This is a genomic window from Micromonospora sp. WMMD710, from assembly GCF_029626045.1.
In the GTDB taxonomy this organism is placed as follows: domain Bacteria; phylum Actinomycetota; class Actinomycetes; order Mycobacteriales; family Micromonosporaceae; genus Micromonospora.
This window is the reverse complement of record NZ_JARUBD010000001.1, coordinates 1,804,020-1,825,206: the sequence shown is the minus strand read 5'-3', so window position 1 is coordinate 1,825,206 and position 21,187 is coordinate 1,804,020. Positions and strand designations below refer to the sequence as shown.

Below are 21,187 nucleotides of genomic sequence, written 5' to 3'. Positions count from 1 at the left end.
ACGCGCCGGCCCCGGCGCCGCACGGGCGACGCCAGGGCCGGGGGGTACGCGCCTCAGACGGCGGCGATCAGCAGCGCCGGGCGTTCCACGCAGTCGGCGACGTGCCGCAGGAAGCCACCGGCCACCCCGCCGTCGCAGACCCGGTGGTCGAACGTGAGGCTGAGCTGCGTCACCTTGCGGACCGCGAGCTGCCCGTCGACCACCCACGGCTTGTCCACGATCCGCCCGACCCCGAGCAGCGCCGCCTCCGGGTGGTTGATGATCGGCGTGGAGCCGTCGACGCCGAACACGCCGTAGTTGTTCAGCGTGAACGTGCCGCCGGTCAGCCGGGCCGGCGGCAGGGTGCCCGCCCGCGCCGCGGTGGTGGTCGCCGCCAGTTCGGCGGCCAGCTCGGCGGTGGTGAGCCGCTGGGCGTCGCGCAGCACCGGCACCAGCAGGCCCCGGTCGGTCTGCGCGGCGATGCCCAGGTGCACCCCGGCGGACTGGACGATCCGCTGCGCCTCGGTGTCGACGCGGGAGTTGAGCTGGGGGAACCTGCGCAGGCCGCTGAGGCAGATCCGGGCCAGCAGGGCCAGGATGCTGACCGGCGCGTCGGGGGTGGCCGCGTTGATCGCCGCGCGGGTCTCCAGCAGCCCGGTGGCGTCCACGTCCACCCAGATGGTCACCTCGGGGATCTCCCGCCGGCTGCGGGAGAGCTTGTCGGCGATCACCTTGCGCACACCGGTGAGCGGGATGATCACGTCGCCGTCCCCGGCCGGGGCCGGGGCCGGGGTGACGTGCGGGTCCGGCACGGCGGCGAGCCGGGCGGCGGGCACGGCCAGCACGGCCTCCACGTCCGCGCGGCGGATCACGCCGCCGGGCCCGGTGCCCCGGACCGTGCCCAGGTCGACGCCGCGCTCGCGGGCCAGCCGGCGCACGATCGGCGAGATGACCAGGGCCGCCGGCCCAGGGGTCGTCGCGCTCCCGACCAGGCCAACGGCGGCGGTCGCACCAGCCCCGCTGGGCCCGCCGGTCTCGGCGGCATCCGACGGTGCGGGGTCGGTCGGTTCGGGGGCCACCGCCAGGCGGCTCCGGCGCCGTCGGCGGGTGGCGCCGCCGTGGCCGGTGCCGTAGCCGATCAGCACGTTGCCGGAGCCGGCCCGCTCCTCCTCGCGGTAGGTGGCGTGCCCGGCGGGCTCGTCGCCGCCGTCCAGCGGCGCGATGGTGATCAACGGCTGGCCGACCGGGCGGACCTCACCCGCCGCGCCGTGCAGGGTGACGACCCGTCCGGCGTACGGGCAGGGCACGTCGACGACCGCCTTGGCGGTCTCCACCTCGACGACACTCTGGTCGACCGTGACGATGTCGCCCACGGCGACCCGCCACTCGACGATCTCGGCCTCGCTCAGCCCCTCGCCCAGGTCGGGCAGGAGGAAGACCTGGGTCCGCTCGACGGTGGTCATGCCGCCGCCCAACGCGCGTCCGGCTGGTCGTCCCACTGCAGGCGGGCCACCGCGTCGAGGACCCGGTCCACGCCGGGCAGGTGGGTGTGCTCCAGCATCGGCGCCGGGTACGGGATGTCCAGCCCGGCGACCCGCAGCACCGGCGCGTGCAGCGCGTGGAAGCAGCGCTCCTGCACGCGGGCGGCGATCTCCGCGCCGACGCCGGCGAAGCCGGGTGCCTCCTGGATCACCACGCACCGGCCGGTGCGCCGCACCGAGGCGGTGATGGTGGCGTCGTCGAACGGCACGATGGTGCGCACGTCCACCACCTCCAGGTCCCAGCCCTCCTCGCGGGCGGCCTCGGCGGCCTCCAGTGCCACCGGCACCGCCGGCCCGTACGCCACCAGGGTGGCGTCGCGCCCCGGCCGGCGCACGACGGCCCGGCCGAACGGTTCGGCACGCGCCGGCAGCGACGCGTCGGCGCTGGCGAAGTAGAGCTTCTTGGGCTCCATGAAGACCACCGGGTCGGGGTCGTCGATCGCCTCGCGCAGCAGCGAGTACGCGTCCTCGACGGTCGCCGGGGTGACCACCTTCAGGCCCGGGGTGTGTGCGTAGTACGCCTCGGACGAGTCGCAGTGGTGCTCCACCCCGCCGATCCCACCGGCGTACGGCACGCGGATGACGATGGGCACGCTCAGCGCGCCCCGGGTGCGGTTGCGCAGCTTGGCGACGTGCGAGGCGATCTGCTCGAACGCCGGGTACGCGAACGCGTCGAACTGCATCTCGACCACCGGCCGCAGCCCGGACATGGCGAGACCGACGGCGAAGCCGACGATGCCGGCCTCGGCGAGGGGGGTGTCGAAGCAGCGCTTCTCGCCGAAGCGGGCCTGCAGGCCGTCGGTGATCCGGAAGACGCCGCCGAGCGCACCGACGTCCTCGCCGAAGACGACGACCCGCTCGTCGGCGGCGAGGGCGTCGGCCAGCGCGGTGTTGAGCGCCTTCGCCATGGTGGTGGCCATCAGGCGGCACCGTCCTCGTCACTCGCCGCGGCCAGCTCGGCGCGGACCTGTTCCCGCTGCTCGATCAGCTGCGGGGTGGGTTCGGCGTACACGTGGTCGAAGAGGCTCAGCGGGTCGACCGTGGGCTGCTCGTTCATCCGGGTCCGCAGGTCCGCCGCGTACGCCTCGGCCTGCTCGGCGATCTCGGCGATCACGGCGTCGTCGAGGACGCCGCGCGCCCGCAGGTAGGTCTCCAGGCGGGCGAGGGGGTCGCGGTCGCGCCAGGCGTCGACCTCGGCGCCGTCGCGGTAGCGGCTGGCGTCGTCGGCGTTGGTGTGCGGCTCCATCCGGTAGGTGTGCGCCTCGACGAGGAACGGCCCGTTGCCGGCGCGGGCGTGCGCGACCGCGCGGGTGAGCACGGCGAGCACCGCGACGGGGTCGTTGCCGTCGACCTGCTCGCTGGGTACGCCGTAGCCGACGCCCTTGTACGCGAGCGACGGCGCGGCGGTCTGCCGGGACAGCGGGACGCTGATGGCGTACCTGTTGTTCTGCACGAAGTAGACGACCGGCGCCTTGAACACGGCGGCGAAGTTGATCCCCTCGTGGAAGTCGCCCTCGCTGGTCGCGCCGTCGCCGATGAAGGCCAGCGCCACCGTGTCACGGCCCTGGTACGCCTCGCCGTGGGCGAGGCCGGCGGCGTGCACGCACTGGGTGGCCAGGGGCGTGCACTGCGGCGCGGTGTGTACGGCGGTCGGGTCGTAGCCGCAGTGCCAGTCGCCGCGCAGCAGGGTGAGCACCTCGACCGGGTCGATGCCCCGGGCGACCAACGCCATCGACTCGCGATAGGTGGGGAACACCCAGTCGGTGTCGCGGACCGCGAGCACCGCGGCGACCTGGCACGCCTCCTGACCCCGCGAGGACGGGTAGACGGCGAGCCGGCCCTGTTTGGTCAGCGCGGTCGCCTGGGTGTCGAAGCGGCGGCCGAGCACCATCCGGCGGTACAGCTCGCGCAGGGCCTCGACGGGCGGCTCCGGGTAGTCGGTGCGGGCGGGCAGCGGCGTGCCGGTCGGGTCGAGCAGGCGGACCGGTTCGGCGTCCGGGAGCAGCGGGCGCGCCGGGTCGGGCGGGGTGACCGCCCGACGGGGACGCGGGGATGCCCTGCGGACCGCCTGGGGAGTGGTCGTCACGGCGGAACCTCCTGGGACGTGTGGTGAGCCTATGCTTCCGCCTGTCGGATGATTGACTCAAGATCCATCAGGAAGGCGGGACGATTGGCATGCTGAGGGAGCTTCGGTGAGCCAGGAGGCCGCGGACGAGGTGAGCCGGGCGAGCGGATCGGGACGATCGGTTCGGCACCTCGACGAGGTGGACCGGCGGATCCTCGACGAGCTGGTCCGCGACGGTCGGACCTCGGTGCGCACCCTGGCCGAGCGGATCCACATCTCCCGCACCAACGCGTACGCCCGGGTGGAGCGGCTGCTGCGCGACGGCGTGATCACCGGCTTCCACGCCCAGGTGGCACCCGAGGCGGCCGGGCTGGGCACCTCGGCGTACATCGCGTTGACGATCGAGCAGAACACCTGGCGGGAGGTCTCCGCGGAGCTGGCTCAGGTGCGCTACATCGAGCACGCCGCGCTGCTCGGCGGCGACCACGACGTCCTCGCGTTGGTCCGCGCGCCGGACAACGCCGCGCTGCGGGACGTGGTGCTGGGTCGGGTGCAGAGCATCCCGGGGGTGCTGTCCACCCGCACCTGGCTGGTCTTCGAGGAGTTCGACGGGGCGGGCAGCCCCTGGGCCTGACCGGCTCAGCGCACCGGTGGGGCCTCCAGCCCCTCGGAGTCGGCCAGCTCCAGCAGCGGCTCCAGCGAGTGCCGGTCGCCGTCCAGGCCGGCGTGCGGGTCGCCGCGTTCGGCGAAGCGGGCCGGCATGGACAGCACGTCGAAGTCCTCCGGCCGGGCGTCGTCCAGCTCCGCCCAGTCCAGCGGCGCCGACACCAGCGCCCGCGGCGTCGGCCGGATGGAGTACGCCGAGGCCATCGTGTGGTCCCGCGACATCTGGTTGTAGTCGACGAAGACCGGCCGGTCCCGCTGGTCACGCCACCAGGTCGTGGTGACCAGCTCCGGCAGCCGCCGCTGCATCTCCCGACCCAACGCGAGCACCGCCCGGCGGCACTCGCCGAAGCTCCACCGGGGCTCGATCGACAGGTAGACGTGCAGGCCACGGCCGCCGGTGGTCTTCGGGTAGCCGGTCAGACCCAGCTCGGCGAGGAACGCCCGCACCTCCCGGGCCACCGGCACCACCTGCTCGAACCCGACACCGGGCATCGGATCCAGGTCGATGCGCAGTTGGTCCGGGCGTTCCACGTCGGCGGCGCTGACCGGCCACGGGTGGAAACGCAGGGTGCCCAGGTTGGCCGCCCAGATCACCACGGCCAGCTCGCTCGGCGCGACCTCGTCGGCCGTACGGCCACTGGGGAAGGTGATGTGCGCGGTCCGCACCCACTCGGGCGCGCCCGCCGGCAGCCGCTTCTGGTAGAAGGCGTCGCCCCGGTTGGTCTGCCGGGTGGCGATCGTCGCACCCTCGAACACGCCGCGCGGCCAACGTTCCAGCATCGTGGGCCGGTCCCGCAACGCGCGCAGGATGCCGTCGCCCACCGACAGGAAGTAGCGCACCACGTCCAGCTTGGTCAGCCCGCGCTCCGGGAAGTACGGCTTGTCGGGGCTGGAGACGCGGACCAGCCGCTCCCCCACCCGGATCTCCTCCGCCGCCGTGGCCACGCCCCTGAGGGTACGACGCGTGGGAGCGACGACGCGGCAGGCTCGGTCAGCTGATCAGCAGGACGCCGGCGAGGATCAGGGGCAGTCCGACGAAGAGGAAGATGCCGACCCCGGTCAGCACCCGCCCGCCGCCGGCCTCCTCGCGCTCCGGCGCGACACCGAAGGTCGCGCGCGGGCCGAGCATGCCCATCCGGCTCAGCGTCAGGTCGCCGGTCACACCGAACAGCGCGCCGACCACCATCAACGCGATGCCCAGCCGGGCGGTGTAGTCGCCGCCGGCCACCGCCACCCACACCGCCGCCGCGACCGCGACCAGCACCGCGGCGACCACGAACAACACCAGCGCTTCCCGTAGACCGCGCACGACCGTCATCGACGATCACCTCCCACCGGCGGACATTGTTCCCCATCGACCCGTGGCGGCGCTGCCCCGAACCCGACGACGGCGCCGGCGTCGCTCCCGCCGGTCGGCGGGCCCGCACGGCGGCCGGGGTGGGCGGTTACCGCCGGCGGCGCCCGGGTAGGGGGTCGGCATGGCGGAACTGGCAACGCTGTGGATCATCCGACACGGGGAGAGCACCGCGAACGTGGCGGCGAGCCGGGCCGAGGCCTCCGGGGAGGAGCTGATCGGGCTCAGCCACCGTGACGCGGACGTGCCGCTCTCCCCCACCGGCGAGGACCAGGCCCGGGCCGCCGGACGGTGGCTGGCCGGGCTGCCACCGGACCGCCGACCGGACGTGGCGGTGGTGTCGCCGTACCTGCGGGCGGTCTCCACGGCCGAGCTGGCGCTGCACGGCACCGGGGTGCCGGTGAGCCGTGACGAGCGGCTACGCGACCGGGAGCTGGGCATCCTCGACGGTCTGACCGGGCACGGGGTGCGACGGCGGTTCCCGGACGAGGCCGAACGCCGGACCCGGCTCGGCAAGTTCTACTACCGGCCGCCGGGCGGCGAGTCCTGGACCGACGTGGCGCTGCGGCTGCGGACGCTGCTGGGTGACCTGCGCCGTGACCAGGAGGGCCAGCGGGTGCTGCTCTTCGGCCACGACGCGCTGGTCTTCCTGCTGCGGTACCTGGTGGAGGGGCTGACCGAGGCGCAGCTGATGGCGCTGACCCGGGAACACGTGATCGCCAACTGCTCGATCACCGACTGGTCCGCAGACGCGCGGGACCGGCTGACGCTGGGCGGATTCAACGAGGTCGGCCACCTGCACCGGCAGGGCGCCGAGGCGACCAGGGAGGACGAGATCCATGCCGAGCCGGTCTGAGGTGAAGGTGATCACGGCGGGACTGCTGCGGGACTGGGCGCTGCCGGTTCCGGTCGGCGGCAAGGAGAGCCGGGGCACCGTGCTGGTGGTGGGCGGTTCCCGCTTCACCCCCGGCGCGGTGCTGCTCGCCGGGGTGGCCGCGCTGCGCGCCGGCGCCGGGGTGCTCCAGCTCGCCGCCGCCGAGTCCACCGCCGCCACGCTGAGCATCCAGGTGCCCGAGGCGCTGGTGGTCGGGCTGCCGGAGACACCCGACGGCGCGGTCGCCGCCGACCCCGACGGCCAACTCTGCGAGCTGGTCGGGCAGGCCGACGTGGTGGCCCTCGGCCCCGGACTGAAGGCGATCGACGAGACGAACCGCCTGCTGGGCCTCGTCCTCGACGCGGCCCGACCGCAGACCGCGCTGGTGCTCGACGCGTACGCCCTCGGCGCCCTGAGCCACGACCCCGGCCTGCTGGTCGGCTCGGGCCGGCCCGTGGTGCTCACCCCCAACGTCACCGAGGCGGGTCACCTGCTCGGCCGCGATCCGGGCGACGACCTGGACGCCGACGCGGCGGAGCTGGCCGCCCGCTACGAGGCGGTCGTGTCGCTGTACGGGCACGTGGCCGCACCGGACGGGCGGGGATGGCGGGAGGAGAGCGGCGACGCCGGTCTGGGCACCTCCGGCAGCGGTGACGTGCTCGCCGGGCTGCTGGCGGGGCTGCTCTCCCGGGGTGCGGACCCGGCGCAGGCGGCCTGCTGGGGTTCGTTCGCGCACGCGGTGAGCGGCCAGCGGTTGATTCCCCGCTACGGCCGGATCGGCTTCCTGGCCCGGGAACTGCTCGACGAGATCCCCCGGACACTGGCCATGGTCTGAGGCGATTTCACCTTGTTTCCGCTGTCGGCGTGGGGGTACCGGAACCACACCAGACGAGATTTCAGGGAGGTCATGCCGGTGTCGACCGATGCCATCGTCCTGCTCAAAGAGGACCACAAGGAGATGCGCCGCCTGTTCAAGGCCTTCCAGGACGCCGAGGAGGGGCCGGCGAGCCAGCGGCAGAAGCTGGTGGACCAGATCCTGGAGGCCCTCACGGTGCACACCTATCTGGAGAACGAGGTGATGTACCCGGAGGTCCGCCGGCTGCTGCCGGACCTGGAGGACGACATCCTCGAGTCGTACGAGGAACACCACGTCGCCGATGTGCTCTGCGCCGAGTTGGCCAGCATGGACGCCGGCGACGAGCGCTTCAACGCCAAGACGACCGTGCTGATCGAGAACGTTCTGCACCACGTCGAGGAGGAAGAGGAGGAGTGGTTCCCCAAGGTGCGCGACGCGCTGGGTCGTAAGCAGCTCCAGGAGATCGGCGAGAAGATGATCGCGCTGCGCGCGGACGCGCCGCGTACCCCCACCGCCCCGAAGGCGATCAAGAAGGCGCTCGATGCGGTGACCGCCTGAGTCACCCCGCGCACACCGAGGGCCCGGCGACCCGCCGGGCCCTTCGGCGTCCCCCGGCGGGTCGCGTCCGGAGGTCGGCCGGGACCGCCGTGGCCGGCCCGGTAGGATCGGCACGGGCCGTTACTGGCGCGTGGGGATGGACAACCATCGGGGAGCGGCCCCGTCACGAGGACGTTTGCCGAGCGCCTGGGCCTTCCCGCACGTCTGTTGGAGGTCGCATGTCGCGCAACGCCGAGTCCACCGCATTCCGGAGCGCCCTCGAGGTGATCCGTGCTGTCGAACCGCGGGTGGCCGATGCCATCGGCGCCGAGCTGACCGACCAGCGGGAGTCGCTCAAGCTCATCGCGAGCGAGAACTACGCGTCCCCGGCGACGCTGCTGGCGATGGGCAACTGGTTCAGCGACAAGTACGCCGAGGGCACTGTCGGGCGTCGCTTTTACGCCGGCTGCCAGAACGTGGACACCGTCGAGGCGCTCGCCGCCGAGCACGCCCGCGAGCTGTTCGGCGCCGCGCACGCGTACGTGCAGCCGCACTCGGGCATCGATGCCAATCTGGTCGCGTTCTGGGCGATTCTCGCCGACCGGGTGGAGTCTCCCGCGCTGAAGAAGGCGCAGGTGCGCCAGGTCAACGACCTCACCGAGGCGGACTGGTTCGCGCTGCGCCGTGAGCTGGGCAACCAGCGGATGCTCGGCATGTCGCTGGACGCCGGCGGTCACCTCACCCACGGCTTCCGGCCGAACATCTCCGGCAAGATGTTCGACCAGCGCAGCTACGGTACCGACCCGGCGACCGGCCTGATCGACTATGACCGGGTGGCCGAGGCGGCCCGCGAGTTCAAGCCGCTGATCCTGGTCGGCGGTTACTCGGCGTACCCGCGGAAGGTGAACTTCCGGATCCTGCGGGAGATCGCCGACTCGGTCGGCGCCACCTTCATGGTCGACATGGCGCACTTCGCCGGCCTGGTCGCGGGCAAGGTGTTCACCGGCGACTTCGACCCGGTGCCGCACGCGCACATCGTCACCACCACCACCCACAAGTCGCTGCGCGGCCCGCGTGGTGGCATGGTGCTCTGCCAGCCGGAGCTGGCCGACCAGGTGGACCGGGGCTGCCCGATGGTGCTCGGTGGTCCGCTGCCGCACGTGATGGCCGCGAAGGCGGTTGCGCTCGCGGAGGCCCGCCGCCCCGACTTCGCCGACTACGCCCAGCGGATCGTGGACAACGCGCAGGCCCTCGCCGAGGGGCTGCTGCGCCGGGGCGCGACGCTGGTCACCGGCGGCACCGACAACCACCTGGTGCTCATCGACGTGTCCGGCTACGGGCTCACCGGACGGCAGGCCGAGCAGGCGCTCCTGGACTCGGGCATCGTCACCAACCGCAACTCGGTACCGCAGGACCCGAACGGGGCCTGGTACACCTCCGGCATCCGGATCGGCACGCCGGCGCTGACCACCCGGGGCCTGGGCACCATCGAGATGGACCAGACCGCGGAGCTGATCCACACCGTGCTCACCCAGACCACCGCCGCCGCCAACACCGACGGCACCCCGTCCAAGGCCAAGTACGCGCTGGACCCGGCCCTGGCCGACAAGATCGCCCGCCAGGCCACCGACCTGCTGGCCCCGCACCCGCTCTACCCCGGCATCGACCTGGCCTGACCCCGACCACTCCCGTCGATCATGGAGTTGTGGTGCCCGGTACGGGCCGGTAGGCGGCTTTCGTCCACCACCACAACTCCATGATCGACGCGGTCAGGCCGGACGCGGTCAGGCCGGTCGCGGTCAGGCCGGTCGGGGCGGGGCGGGTCAGGTCAGGGGGCGCTTGAGGTGGTAGCGGTGGACCTCGGTGCTGCCCTGGACGTTGTTCACGTCCTCGGCGGCGGAGACCAGCTCCCAGCCCTCCCGGCCGGCGCGGTTGAGGTGCGCGATGGCGGTGTCGCCGAAGGCGGTGATGTCCTTGCGAGAGCCGTCTGGGGCGTACCAGACGAACGAGACGTGGAAATTGCGGCCCTGTCCCTGATAGCGGCGGACGAGCAAGGCGTACTCCCAGGCAACCATGCGGCCCATTATGACCGTCCACAAGTGAGATCAGGCGGTTGGCGGGCCAGCTCGTCGATGATCAGGGCGGACAGCCGGTCCAGCCCGACGTCGATCTGCTCCGGCGTCACCGCGCTCACCGACAGCCGCAACGCGCACACCTGCGCCGTGTCGTCGTAGAAGTGCGCCATCGGCGTCCACAGCACCCCGTAGTCGCGCGCCGAGCGGTCCAGCAACGCGTCGTCGACCGGGAAGGGCACGGTCACCACCACGAAGAACCCGCCGGCGGGCACCGTCCACCGGACCGGCGCCGGCCCGTCGCCGCGATCCGGGAACCGCCGGGCCAGCCCGGCCACCAGGTGGCGCAGATTCCGGGAGTACGCCGCCCGCTCGCGGGTGTTCGCCGGGACGAGGCTGCACCCGTGCTCCAGCAGCCGGCCGCCGATCACCGCCTGCGCGATCGGTGACGTGTTCACCGTGACCATGCTCTTGATCATGGCGAGCTGGTCGGCGAGCGGGCCGATCCGGCCGTCCGCGTCGGCCACCCGCTGGTCGGCGACCACGTAGCCGACCCGCGCGCCGGGCAGCACGGTCTTGGCGAACGAGCCCAGGTAGATCACCCGCCGCTCGGTGTCCAACGCCTTGAGGGTGGGCGGGCGGGCGCCGTCGTCGAGGTGGAACAGCCCGTACGGGTTGTCCTCCAGCAGCAGCAGGTCCTCCTCGGCCGCCAGTGCCAGCAGACGTCGCCGCTCGGTGGTGTCGATGCTGACGCCGGACGGGTTGGCGAAGTCCGGCATCACGTAGCAGGCGCGCGGCCGGAGCCCCGCGGCCCGGGCCCGACCCACCTGCGCCCGCAGGTCCGCCAGGTCCACCCCGGACGGCCCACCGGCGACCGGCCACACCGGCAGATCCACCAGCCGGGCCGCCCCGGTCAGCCCCACGTAGGTCGGTGCGACCGCGAGCAGCACATCCGTCGGTCCGGCCCGCAGTGCCCGCAGCACCAGGAACATCGCCTCCTGGCAACCGACGGTGACGACGACGGCCTCCGGGTCGACCGTGATCCCCTCGTCGACCGCGAGGTGACGGGCGATCAGGTGGTGCACGACGCCCTTGGTCCGGCCGTACTGCAACAGCAGCCGCCGGGCCTGCTCGGGTGAATACGCCAGCTCGTCGACGAGATGCCGGTGGAACGCGTCCAGGTGCCGGTGCACCGACGCGACGTCGAAGAACTCCTCGTACGGGCGGCCGGCGGCCAGGGACACCGCCGCCGGATAGCGCTCGGACACCTCGTTGAGAAAGTTCATCGAGGTCAGCGCCGGATCACCGAGCGCGGGGTGCAGGTCGACGAGGCGCAGATCGACCGGGTCGGTGACGGTCACCGCTCAGCCCGCCCCGAGCGTCCGCAGCTCGGCCGCCGCCGTCGGGTCGGCACAACCGGCCAGGGTGAGCGCGTCGGTCAGCTCGGCGGCGAGCAGCGCCAACGCGTCCCGGGCCGCCGACCGACCACCGACGGCCAGCGCCCACAGCAGCGGCCGGCCCACGAGCACACCGGCCGCGCCCAGCGCCAGCGCCCGCAGCACGTCCGTTCCGCCGCGGATGCCGCTGTCCAGCAGCACCTGACAGCCGTCGCCGACCGCGTCGACGACCTCCGGCAGCATGGTGACGCTGGCCGGCGCGCCGTCGAGCTGCCGGCCGCCGTGGTTGGACACGACCACCGCGTCCGCGCCGACCCGTACCGCCTCGACCGCGTCACGCGGATCCAGCACCCCCTTGACCACCAGCGGCAGGTCGACCTGCGCCCGCAGCCAGGCCAGGTCCGCCCAGCGCAGCGCCGGGGCGAACGACGCGGCGGTGTGCGCGGCGATCGCGGACACGCCGGGGGCGCCGGTGTGCGCCAGGGCGTCCCGGCCGTCGGGCAGGTTCGCGGCGATGACGTCGTCCGGCAGCCGGAACGCGTTGCGCAGGTCCCGGGGTCGGCGGCCGAGCACCGGCACGTCCACGGTGACCACCAGCGCCCGGCAGCCGGCCGCGACGACCCGGTCCAGCAGGTCCCGGACGAGGGACCGGTCGCGCAGCCAGTAGAGCTGGAACCAGACGTCCGCGCCCACCCGGGTCACCTGGTCGATCGGCGTGCTGCCCAGCGTGCTCGCCAGGTAGGGAACCCCGGCCGCGCCGGCCGCCGCCGCGAGGCCCAGTTCGCCGTCGGGGTGCAGCAGCCGCTGGTACGCCATCGGCGCCACCCCGACCGGCATGGCGTACGGTCGGCCGAGCAGTCGGGTGCCGAGGTCGACGCTGCCCACGCCGCGCAGCACCCGGGGCAGCACCGCGACCCGGTCCAGCGCGCGACGGTTGGCGGCCAGGGTGACCTCGGCCGCACTGCCACCGCCCACGTAGTCCCACACGTCCGGCGGCAGCACCGCACGGGCCCGCTCGGCGTAGTCGTCCAGCGACACGGCCGGCAGGTCGGTCAGCATCGGGTCACCCACCGCGCACCGCCGAGCCGGTCGGGCTGGCGGCCGCCCGGTCCGGCAGCCCGAAGTGTTCCCGCAGGAACGCCGCCGCGCCCGCCTGCGCCCGCCGCCCGTCGGTGAACACACCGGGCATCGCGAAGAAGCCGTGGATCATCTGCGGGTAGTGCGCCAGCCGGGTCGGCACACCGGCCTCGCGCAGCCGCTCGGCATAGCGCTGCCCCTCGGCGCACAGCGGGTCCAGTTCGGCGGTGACCACCAGCGCCGGGGGCAGGCCGGACAGGTCGTCGGCGAGCAGCGGCGAGGCCAACGGGTCGCGGGCCTGCGCCGGGTCGGTGAGGTAGTGCGTCCGGTACCAGGCGACCGAGTGGCGGTTGAACAGCGTCGAGTCGTCGCCGACCGGGCCGGCCGGCGCACCGCTCTGGTCGGTGTTCGGATAGACCAGCAGCTGAGCGGCGAGCGCGGGCCCGTCCGCACGGCAGAGCAGGGTGACCGCGGCGGCCAGGTTCCCGCCGGCGCTGTCCCCACCCACCGCCAGCCGGCCCGGGTCGGCACCCAGCCGGTCGGCGTGCCGGGCGATCCACACGGTGGCGGCGTGACAGTCCTGCACCGCCGCCGGGAACGGGTGCTCCGGGGCCAGCCGGTAGCCGACGGTGATCACCTGGCAGGGCACCAGGTTGGCCAGCCGCCGGCAGATGCCGTCGGCGGTGTCGATGCTGCCGAGCGTCCACCCGCCGCCGAAGAAGTACAGCAGGGTGGGCAGCGCACCGGAGCCGGCCGGCCGGTACACCCGCAGCGGCAGGTCACCGGCGGGACCGGGGATCCGCTCGTCGCGTACCTCGAAGACCTGCTCGACCGCGCCGGCGCCGGCGCGGATGGCGGCCAGATCCGCGGCGCGGGCCTCGGCCAACGTCTGGTCGTACAGCGGTGGGGTGCCGGCCGCGGCGCGGGCCGCCCGGTACGCCGCCACCTCCGGGTGCAGGGCCATGCCGGTCTCCTAACCGCCGGTGCTGATCAGCAGCTTGTCGATGCCACGCAGGAAGAGGCTGCCGCTGTACGTCGGCGTCTCGGTGACCGTCAGGTCGGGGAACCGGGCGAACAGCCGGGGCAGCGCGAGGCGCCCCTCCAGCCGGGACACCGCCGCGCCGAGGCAGAAGTGCGGGCCCACGCCGAAGGCCAGCGACGGAGGCCCGGGTCGGGTCGGGTCGAAGGCGTCCGGATCCGCAAAGCGCGCCGGATCCCGGTTGGCGGCCCCGATGATGATCAGGACGTTGTCGTCGCGGGCGACCGGCACGCCGTCGAGCACGGTGTCCGTCGGGGCGGCGCGGGCCAGGAAGTGCACCGGGCTCTCCAGCCGCAGCACCTCGTCGACGCAACCCGTGGTCAACTCCTGGTCGCCGGGCAGCGCGGCGACCGTCTCCGGGTGGGCCAGCAGCAGCGGCAGTCCGTTGCTGAACATGTAGACGGTGGTGACGAAGCTGGCGTTGAACAACACGATCAGATTACTGACCAGCTCCTCCTCGGTCAGCTCGACCTCACCGGAGTCGAGCGCCTCGACCAGTCCGCTGAGCAGGTCGTCGCCGGGCGACCGCCGGCGGTGGGCCAGCAGCTCCCGGTAGAAGACCCGCAGCTCCTCCGCCGCGGCGTTGGCCGCGGCCAACCGCTGCGGGGTCTTGCCCGCCACATCCAGGAACTCGTCGATCCGCTCCACCCGCTCGCGGTACCACGCCAGGTCCTTCACCGGGATGCCGATGAACTCGGCCATCACCAGAGCCGGGATCGGGTACGCGAAATCCGCCACGAAGTCGACGACATCGCTCCCCGCGTCGGCCATCCGGTCCAGCAACTCGTCGACGACCCGCACGATCACCGGCTCCAGCGCGCCCAACCGGCGCGGGGTGAAGGTGCGGGAGAAGACGTGCCGCATCCGGGTGTGATCGGGCGGGTTCACGAACATCATCGAGGTCTGGAAGGTCCGCAGGATCTGGTGCTCCTGCCAGCCCGGCGGCGGCTGTTTCGTCCACTCCGGATCGCGCAGCAACCCGTCGATCAGGTCGTAGCCGACCGCCACCGCCGCCACCGTGCGATGCTCGGCGCGGGCCGGCACCGCGCTGACCGGCCCGAACCGGTGCAGTCCGGCGTACCACGGGTACGGATTCTGGCGGCCCTCTTCGCTGTACAGGCCGGTGAGCAGATCCTGCACCGTCACGACGTACTCCTCCCCAGGATGTCGGTGCCGGGGGCGGCGAGGATCGCCCGCCACCCCCGACCGGTGTCACAACCCGAGCAGCCGCAGCGGCACCGCGTCGGCGAGAGCCTGGTTACCGGCGTCGTTCGGGTGGATGTGGTCGCCCGAGTCGTACGCGGGCGACAGCTGGCTGGGCCGCGCGGGGTCGCGCAGCACCCGGTCGAAGTCGAGCAGCCCGTCGAACTCCCGGCTGCCGCGCAGGTACGCGTTCACCGCCTGCCGGGTGGCCTCCTTCTGCGGCGTCCACACACCCGGTGCGCCGTGCCCCTCGTACGGGGTCAGCGTGGCCACCAGGCTGGTGAGCCCGCGCTGCTGGAGCTGCTGGTTGATCTGGCGCAGGGTGGCGATGATCGCCTCCGGCGGGTCGTTCGACATCCAGATGTCGTTGATGCCCAGGTGGGTGACGACCGTGCGCACCCCGGTCTGGGGAAAGACGTCCTCGTTGAGCCGGGCCGCCGCGTTCGGGCCGAGCTGGAAGTAGCCGGGGTAGTTGCCGTCGCCCGGCTCGGTGCCCTCGTGGTTGAGCCGGTTGCCGGCGAGGCTCAGGTTGAGCACGCCCGGGGTGCGCGCGTCCGGGCGGGCCGCGAGCAGCCGGTCGGACAGCAGGTCGGGCCAGCGCCGGTTGGCGTTGACGGTGCTGCCGTTGCCGTCACCGATGGAGTCGCTGAGCACCACCAGCGCGCCGGGGCTGGCCTTGCGCTGCACGTCGATGCCGGAGAGGAAGAACCAGCAGCAGGTGGGGCGGGTGGTGAACCCGGTGCCCTCGGCGGCGCCGGTCAGGTCGCCGGCGCCGATGAAGTTGGCCTGCTGGGACTGCCCGTGGAACGTGGTCGGGCCGGTCGGCGTCGGGAAGTGCAGGGTGACCACCAGGTCGCTGTCGTCCGCGACGGGGAAGGTCAGCGGGTCGCTGAGCAGTTCGGCACCCCGGTTCATGGTGGCCGAGGCGGCGCCGGTGAAGGTCAGTGGACGCAGCGAGGCCGCGTCGATGTCGGACAGATCCTCGGCGGTGGCGGTGTTCGGTCGGGCGACGGTGGCCCGGCCGACGCGCACGGCCTGCTCGCCGTACAGGTTGCTCAGGCGTACCCGCAGCGCCGGGCCGCCCACCGAGACGTGCACGACCATCCGGACGCTCTGGTCGTTCAGGCCGGTGTTCGTCAGCCCGACCGAGTTGCCCCGGGTCACCGCGGTGGCCCAGCTGCCCGCCCACTCGGAACGGTCGGGTCGGCCGGCGGCGGTCCCGGACGGATCGGCGCTGGCGACGACGGCGGGTGTGCCCGTGACCAGCACCGCGACCGCGGCGGCGACGACATGCCATCTCTTCGGGGTCGACATGGAACCTCCATCGTGTGGCAGCCCAGGGCCGTCCGCTGACGGCGCCCGCCTGGACGATGGTCCAGAAACCTAGCCGCCGCCGCTGACGGGCGTCAATCAACCTGATCGACGCGATCAAATGTCCGCCGGGCCTGCCAGATCGCCCTTCGGCCGGGTTCCGGCGAGCCCTCGTCGGCCTAGGCTCGCAGGCGGCGGCGATGCGGTCGTTTCGTTCACCGGGGAGCGGCCCGGGGCCGCCGCTATCTCGGATGGGGGCTGCCGGATGACTGACGGACCCGGGCACACGACGACCTACGTGGACACGGTGCTGGGCCTCTTCGCCGGGTTCGGCGACCGGGAGGCACTGGTCGGTGGGGACCGCCGGCTCACCTACCCCGAGGCCGCCGCTCTGGTCCGCGCGATGGCCGCCACCCTGACCCGGCACGGCGTACGCCCCGGAGCGGCGGTGCTGGTGACGGTGGCGAACGCGGTGGAGGGCCCGCTGCTCCAACTCGCCCTGCACCTGATCGGCTGCCGGACGATGTGGGTCGCCCCGGTCACGTCCCGCCGGGAGGTCGACGAGTTCATCCGCCTGGCCCGCCCCGACGCCCTCGTCTACGACGCCCGCGACCCGGCCAGCCTCGGCCCGGAGCTGGCCGCCGCGCTGCCCGGCACGCCGGTGTGCTGCCTGGGCACGGGCGGCGCCGGGCCGGATCTGACCGCCGACGCCGACCCGGTCGGCCTGCCGGAGTCCGTGCCCGCGCCGGAGTCGTTCCTGCAGACCAGCGGCACCACCGGCAGTCCCAAGCTGGTGCACCACCGGGAGAGCTTCTACACCCAGATCCTCGCCCTGGCCGCCGACTTCCGCGCCGCCGGGTTCCCGCTGCTGCGGCACCTGTCGCACTCGCCGATGTGGCTGGCCAGCGGGCAGATCACCACGCTGTTCAACCTGTTCACCGGCGGGGTGCTGTTCCTGCGCGACGACTGGGATCCGGTGGCCTTCGTGGACACCGTGCAGCGGGAGCAGATCAACTCCACCTTCGTCACCCCGCCGATGCTCTACGAGCTGCTGGACCATCCGGCGCTGGTCGGCGCGGACTTCTCCGCCATGTTCATGTTCAACGTGGGCGCCGGGCCCGCCGCGCCCGCCCGGCTGCGCCAGGCCATCGCGCGGTTCGGCCCGGTGCTGCGCATCGTGTACGGCCTCAGCGAGGCCGTGGTGATCACCGCGCTGCCCGGCCTGACCGACGACCCGGAGCACCCGGAGCGGCTGCGCTCCTGCGGGCGGCCCTACGGCGACGTGCGGATCGAGATCCGCGACGACGACGGCGTGGTGATACCGGCGGGCCGCGACGGGGAGGTGTGGGTGCACACCCGACTGAGCTTCGCCGGCTACCACGGCCAACCGGAGCTGACCGCGCAGACGCTCGTCGACGGTTGGGTACGCACCCGCGACATCGGTCACCTCGATGACGACGGCTACCTCTACCTGGTCGACCGGGCGCACGACATGATCGTCACGCACCGGCGGAACTGGGCGATCTTCTGCCGTCCGATCGAGGATGTGCTGGCCGGACACCCGCAGGTGCGGGCCGCCGCCGTGATCGGCGTGCCGGACGAGACGGTCGGCGAGGTTCCGTACGCCTACGTGGTGCCGGCTCCGGACGCCACGGTGACCGGCGCGGAGCTGATCGACCTGGTCACCGCCGAACTCAACGAGATGTGGGCGCCGGCGGGGGTGGAGTTCGTCGAACGGCTGCCGGTGAACCGGTCGGTCAAGGTGGACAAGCGGGCGCTGCGCGAGCGGTACGCGGCGCGTCGGGCGGCGGCGGTCGGGGCGTGACACCCCGCCGGCAGCTGATCGTCCTGGTCGGCGCGGACCTGATCTCCAACCTGGGCACCCGCATCTCGGTGGTGACCATCCCGTGGCTGGTACTGGTCACCACCGGCAGCCCGACCAAGATGGGCCTGGTCGCGTTCGCCGAGACCCTGCCCTACCTGCTGTCCAGCGCGTTGGGCACGCCGTGGGCGGACCGGATCGGACTGCGCCGCACCTCGATCCTCTGTGACGCGGGCAGCGCGGTGGCCATGGTGGTGGTCGCGCTGACCCCGTGGTTGGGGTTCGCCCCGCTGGTGGCGCTGGTGGCGGTGGCCGGCGCGCTGCGCGGCATCGGTGACCGGGTCAAGCACGTGATGTTCCGGCCGGTCGCCGAGGCGGCCGGGGTGCCGCTGATCCGGCTGACCTCCGCGTACGACGGGTTGAGCCGGCTGGTGACGCTGTTCGGCGCCGCGGTGGGTGGGGTGCTGATCGCCGCGTTCGGGGTGACCGAGGCGATCCTCATCGACGCGGCCACCTTCGGCGTCTGCGCGCTGCTGATCGGCGTCCTGGTCCGGCCTCCGACCGCCGCGGCGCGGCCCGTCCAGCCGGAGGGCTACCTGCGGGCGCTGCGCGGCGGGTTCGGCTATCTCGCCCGGGACCGGCCCCTGCTGGGCATGCTGGTGGTCGTCTCGGCGCTCAACATGGTGGCCAACGCCAGCGTGGCGGTCTACATCCCGGTGTGGGTCGCCCGGGAGCTGCACGGCCCGAGCGGGCTGGGCCTGGTGCTGGCGGCGTTCTCGGCGGGCGCGCTGCTGGGCAATGTGGCGTTCACCGCGCTCGGGCCGCGACTGCCGGCCCGGTCGACCTTCCTCGTCGGGGCGCTGGTCGCCGGCACACCCCGGCTGGTCGCGCTGGCGATCAGCGACGAGCTGCCGGTGGTGCTCGTGGTGACCTTCCTGTCCGGGATCGGCATCGCGGCGGTCAATCCGCTGCTCGGTGTCGCGCTCTACGAGCGGGTGCCACCGGAGTTGCAGACCCGCGTGATCGGCATCGCCGGGTCGTTGGCCTTCATCGGTCTGCCGGTCGGCGCTTTGCTCGGCGGCTGGTCGGTGGACGCACTCGGGCTCACCCCGGCGCTGCTGGCCATGGCGTCGGCATGCCTGCTGGTGACCGCGTTCCCGCTGGTGGCCAGGGCGTCCGACCCGACGTCACCGACACGGCCCACACCTGCCGCCACCGCCTGACGTTCCCGCTGCCAGCGGATTGCGACCCCCTCGTGCGGTTGAGGGACGGCGGGCCCGCACCTCCCGCACGCCTGTCCGAGCGCCGGCCCAACGGCCCCCCTGTCGGCGCAAATCGGTTGCGGGCGGCCGTCGAAGCCCACAGGCTCGGGCGGATGAGCGCACAGCCCGTACCCGACGTACCGCACAGCGACGACACGACGGCCCGGCGCACCGACGACACGACGGCCCGGCGCATCGACGCGGGCCTGGTCCGCCGACTGGTCGCCGAGCAGTTTCCCCGGTGGGCCGAGCTGCCGGTACGCTCGGTCGAGGTCGGCGGCTGGGACAACCGCACCTTCCACCTGGGCGAGGACATGACCGTGCGGCTGCCCAGCGGCGAGGGCTACGCGTCGCAGGTCGCCAAGGAGCAGCGCTGGCTGCCGTGGCTCGGCGCGCGACTGCCACTGGAGATACCCACCCCGCTGGCCCACGGGCGACCCGGCGCCGGCTATCCGTACCCGTGGTCGGTCTACGGATGGATCGACGGCCGGACCGCGCGCCCCGAGCGGATCGACGAGCTGACCGTCTTCGCCACCGACCTCGCTGCCTTCCTGCGCGCCCTGCACGGCGTCGACACCACCGACGGCCCGGCGGCCGGCCCGCACAGCGCCTGGCGAGGTGGCCCGCTGTCCACGTACGACCCGGAGACCCGGGCGGCGATCGAGGCGCACCGCGAACGGCTGCCCGTCGACGTGGTCACCGACATCTGGCAAGCCGCTCTCGACGCCACCTGGGCCGGGCCGCCGGTCTGGTTTCACGGCGACGTGGCGGACGGCAACCTGCTGGTCCGCGACGGCCGGCTCGCCGCCGTCATCGACTTCGGCTGCTGCGGCGTGGGCGACCCCGCCTGTGACACCGTGATCGCCTGGACCCTGCTGCACGGTCCGAGCCGGGCCGCCTTCCGGGCCGCGCTCGGTCTCGACGACGCCACCTGGGCCCGAGGACGAGGCTGGGCACTGTGGAAGGCGCTGATCACCCTGGACGACCCGCACCAGGCCAAGGCCGCCGGGGCCCGGCACGTGCTCGACGAACTCCTCGCCGAGCACAGCGTGGCCCGCTGAGCCCGTACCGCACGCCCGGGGAGTTCGTCGAGCGTTCGTCTCGTCGCCGCACGACCGTCGGCGCGAGGGTCTAGCGTCGGCCGTCGTCACCCCATCAGGAGGCCGCCGCGCATGACGTCGTCACCCACCAGCCGCGTCACCGCCGAGGTCACCGCCGTCCACCGGATCGGCGACACCGCGCCGCACAGCGCGTTCACCGACCTCGTCCGGCATGCCGGCCGGTGGTTCTGCGTCTTCCGCGAGGCACGGACCCATCTCTCCGACGACGGCGTGATCCGGGTGCTGACGTCGACCGACGGACGGTCGTGGACATCCGCGGCGGTCGTCCGGCAGGCCGGCGCCGACCTGCGCGACCCGCGCCTCGTCCCCCGGCCGGACGGGCGGCTGCAACTGCTGGCGGCGGCCGCCACCGGTGCGACCGCCAAGACGTTCGAGACGGTGACCTGGCTCTCCGTCGACGGGTACAGCTGGGGTGCGGCGATCCCGGTGGGCGAAAAGGGGGTCTGGGTGTGGCGGGCCGCGTGGCACGACGACGCCCTGTACGGCGTCGGCTACGCCACCCGGGACCCGAGGTTCGCGCGGCTCTACCGCAGCACCGACGGCGTCGACCTCCGGCCGTGGGTGCCGACGTTGTTCGAGGGCGGCTACCCCAACGAGTCCGGGCTGGTCTTCGACCCGGACGGCACGGCCTTCTGCCTGCTGCGCCGCGACGGGGACGACGCCGCCGCGCACCTCGGCCGGGCCGCGCCGCCGTACCGGGACTGGAGCTGGACCGACCTGGGTGTCCAGGTGGGCGGGCCGACGCTGCTGCGGCTGCCCGGCGGGCGGTTGCTGGCCGGCGTACGCCTGCTCGACGGCGAGGTCCGCACGGCGATCTGCGCCGTCGACGTCGACCGGGGTGAGCTGACCGAACTCGTCGCGCTGCCCTCCGGCGGAGACACCAGCTACCCCGGCCTGGTCTGGCACGACGACCTGTTGTGGGTCAGCTACTACTCCTCCCACGAGGGACGGACCTGCGTGTACCTGGCCGAGGTGAGCCTGGCCGAGCGGTCGGCGGTCGGCTAGCGTGCC

General features: G+C 73.3%; 20 protein-coding genes and 1 riboswitch. Of the genes, 9 read left to right on the top strand and 11 right to left on the bottom strand.

Going from position 1 to position 21,187, the window contains the following annotated elements; translation table 11 throughout:
* Window positions 1-53 precede the first annotated feature (53 nt).
* The 3 genes from O7620_RS08260 to pdhA are packed head-to-tail and all read right to left on the bottom strand — an operon-like array spanning window position 54 to window position 3,639.
* Window positions 54-1,454, bottom strand: coding sequence for a dihydrolipoamide acetyltransferase family protein (locus O7620_RS08260; protein WP_278126912.1), 1,401 nt, complete (start codon window positions 1,452-1,454; stop codon window positions 54-56).
* On the bottom strand, window positions 1,439-2,443 hold the full coding sequence (locus O7620_RS08255; protein WP_192580420.1) for an alpha-ketoacid dehydrogenase subunit beta: 1,005 nt from the start codon (window positions 2,441-2,443) through the stop codon (window positions 1,439-1,441). The genes O7620_RS08260 and O7620_RS08255 overlap by 16 nt, the downstream gene beginning before the upstream one ends.
* Window positions 2,440-3,639, bottom strand: coding sequence for a pyruvate dehydrogenase (acetyl-transferring) E1 component subunit alpha (gene pdhA / locus O7620_RS08250; RefSeq protein WP_278126911.1), 1,200 nt, complete (start codon window positions 3,637-3,639; stop codon window positions 2,440-2,442). The genes O7620_RS08255 and pdhA overlap by 4 nt, the downstream gene beginning before the upstream one ends.
* Before the next feature lie 73 nt (window positions 3,640-3,712).
* On the opposite strand from pdhA, the gene O7620_RS08245 reads away from it, so the two are divergent.
* The gene (locus O7620_RS08245; RefSeq protein ID WP_278122559.1) at window positions 3,713-4,219 is read left to right on the top strand and encodes an Lrp/AsnC family transcriptional regulator; all 507 of its coding nucleotides are present in this window, start codon (window positions 3,713-3,715) and stop codon (window positions 4,217-4,219) included.
* A 5-nt stretch (window positions 4,220-4,224) separates the two neighbouring features.
* Here O7620_RS08245 and O7620_RS08240 read toward each other — a convergent pair whose 3' ends face one another.
* Window positions 4,225-5,196, bottom strand: coding sequence for a DNA primase small subunit domain-containing protein (locus O7620_RS08240; protein ID WP_278122558.1), 972 nt, complete (start codon window positions 5,194-5,196; stop codon window positions 4,225-4,227).
* Window positions 5,197-5,242: 46 nt separating this feature from the next.
* Window positions 5,243-5,569 (bottom strand): hypothetical protein, encoded by a 327-nt coding sequence (locus tag O7620_RS08235; protein WP_151491969.1) that lies wholly within the window; start codon window positions 5,567-5,569, stop codon window positions 5,243-5,245.
* A gap of 160 nt (window positions 5,570-5,729) precedes the next feature.
* Between O7620_RS08235 and O7620_RS08230 the strand changes: the two genes are divergently transcribed.
* From O7620_RS08230 to O7620_RS08215, 4 genes are all read left to right on the top strand, one after another.
* A complete protein-coding gene (locus O7620_RS08230) occupies window positions 5,730-6,461 on the top strand; it encodes a histidine phosphatase family protein (protein ID WP_278122557.1) in 732 nt (243 codons plus the stop codon).
* Entirely contained in the window at window positions 6,445-7,314 is an 870-nt protein-coding gene (locus O7620_RS08225; protein WP_278122556.1) for an NAD(P)H-hydrate dehydratase, read from the top strand. Before O7620_RS08230 ends, O7620_RS08225 begins: the two co-directional genes overlap by 17 nt.
* 78 nt (window positions 7,315-7,392) lie before the next feature.
* The gene (locus O7620_RS08220; protein ID WP_151491971.1) at window positions 7,393-7,893 is read left to right on the top strand and encodes a hemerythrin domain-containing protein; all 501 of its coding nucleotides are present in this window, start codon (window positions 7,393-7,395) and stop codon (window positions 7,891-7,893) included.
* A 109-nt stretch (window positions 7,894-8,002) separates the two neighbouring features.
* Window positions 8,003-8,092, top strand: a riboswitch (ZMP/ZTP riboswitch).
* Window positions 8,093-8,111: 19 nt separating this feature from the next.
* Window positions 8,112-9,548 (top strand): glycine hydroxymethyltransferase, encoded by a 1,437-nt coding sequence (locus O7620_RS08215; RefSeq protein WP_278122555.1) that lies wholly within the window; start codon window positions 8,112-8,114, stop codon window positions 9,546-9,548.
* A gap of 147 nt (window positions 9,549-9,695) precedes the next feature.
* On the opposite strand, the gene O7620_RS08210 is transcribed toward O7620_RS08215, so the two are convergent.
* The 6 genes from O7620_RS08210 to O7620_RS08185 all read right to left on the bottom strand — a co-directional run bounded on the left by O7620_RS08210 (window position 9,696) and on the right by O7620_RS08185 (window position 15,974).
* Window positions 9,696-9,956: a hypothetical protein gene (locus O7620_RS08210; RefSeq protein WP_151491973.1), complete on the bottom strand. Its 261-nt coding sequence runs from the start codon at window positions 9,954-9,956 to the stop codon at window positions 9,696-9,698.
* The gene (locus O7620_RS08205; protein WP_278122554.1) at window positions 9,956-11,305 is read right to left on the bottom strand and encodes a PLP-dependent aminotransferase family protein; all 1,350 of its coding nucleotides are present in this window, start codon (window positions 11,303-11,305) and stop codon (window positions 9,956-9,958) included. Before O7620_RS08205 ends, O7620_RS08210 begins: the two co-directional genes overlap by 1 nt.
* A 3-nt stretch (window positions 11,306-11,308) precedes the next feature.
* On the bottom strand, window positions 11,309-12,400 hold the full coding sequence (locus tag O7620_RS08200; RefSeq protein ID WP_278122553.1) for an alpha-hydroxy acid oxidase: 1,092 nt from the start codon (window positions 12,398-12,400) through the stop codon (window positions 11,309-11,311).
* 4 nt (window positions 12,401-12,404) lie between these two features.
* Window positions 12,405-13,382 (bottom strand): alpha/beta hydrolase, encoded by a 978-nt coding sequence (locus tag O7620_RS08195; protein WP_278122552.1) that lies wholly within the window; start codon window positions 13,380-13,382, stop codon window positions 12,405-12,407.
* Between the two features lie 9 nt (window positions 13,383-13,391).
* The gene (locus O7620_RS08190) at window positions 13,392-14,603 is read right to left on the bottom strand and encodes a cytochrome P450 (protein WP_278122551.1); all 1,212 of its coding nucleotides are present in this window, start codon (window positions 14,601-14,603) and stop codon (window positions 13,392-13,394) included.
* Between the two features lie 66 nt (window positions 14,604-14,669).
* Window positions 14,670-15,974, bottom strand: coding sequence for an SGNH/GDSL hydrolase family protein (locus O7620_RS08185; protein WP_278122550.1), 1,305 nt, complete (start codon window positions 15,972-15,974; stop codon window positions 14,670-14,672).
* Between the two features lie 262 nt (window positions 15,975-16,236).
* Between O7620_RS08185 and O7620_RS08180 the strand changes: the two genes are divergently transcribed.
* From O7620_RS08180 to O7620_RS08165, 4 genes are all read left to right on the top strand, one after another.
* Window positions 16,237-17,796 (top strand): AMP-binding protein, encoded by a 1,560-nt coding sequence (locus tag O7620_RS08180; protein WP_278122549.1) that lies wholly within the window; start codon window positions 16,237-16,239, stop codon window positions 17,794-17,796.
* Window positions 17,793-19,016: an MFS transporter gene (locus O7620_RS08175; RefSeq protein WP_278122548.1), complete on the top strand. Its 1,224-nt coding sequence runs from the start codon at window positions 17,793-17,795 to the stop codon at window positions 19,014-19,016. The genes O7620_RS08180 and O7620_RS08175 overlap by 4 nt, the downstream gene beginning before the upstream one ends.
* A gap of 152 nt (window positions 19,017-19,168) precedes the next feature.
* Window positions 19,169-20,116, top strand: a complete 948-nt coding sequence (locus tag O7620_RS08170) for an aminoglycoside phosphotransferase family protein (RefSeq protein ID WP_278122547.1) — start codon at window positions 19,169-19,171, stop codon at window positions 20,114-20,116.
* A gap of 111 nt (window positions 20,117-20,227) precedes the next feature.
* Window positions 20,228-21,181, top strand: coding sequence for an exo-alpha-sialidase (locus O7620_RS08165; protein ID WP_278122546.1), 954 nt, complete (start codon window positions 20,228-20,230; stop codon window positions 21,179-21,181).
* The last annotated feature ends 6 nt before the right edge of the window (window positions 21,182-21,187 follow it).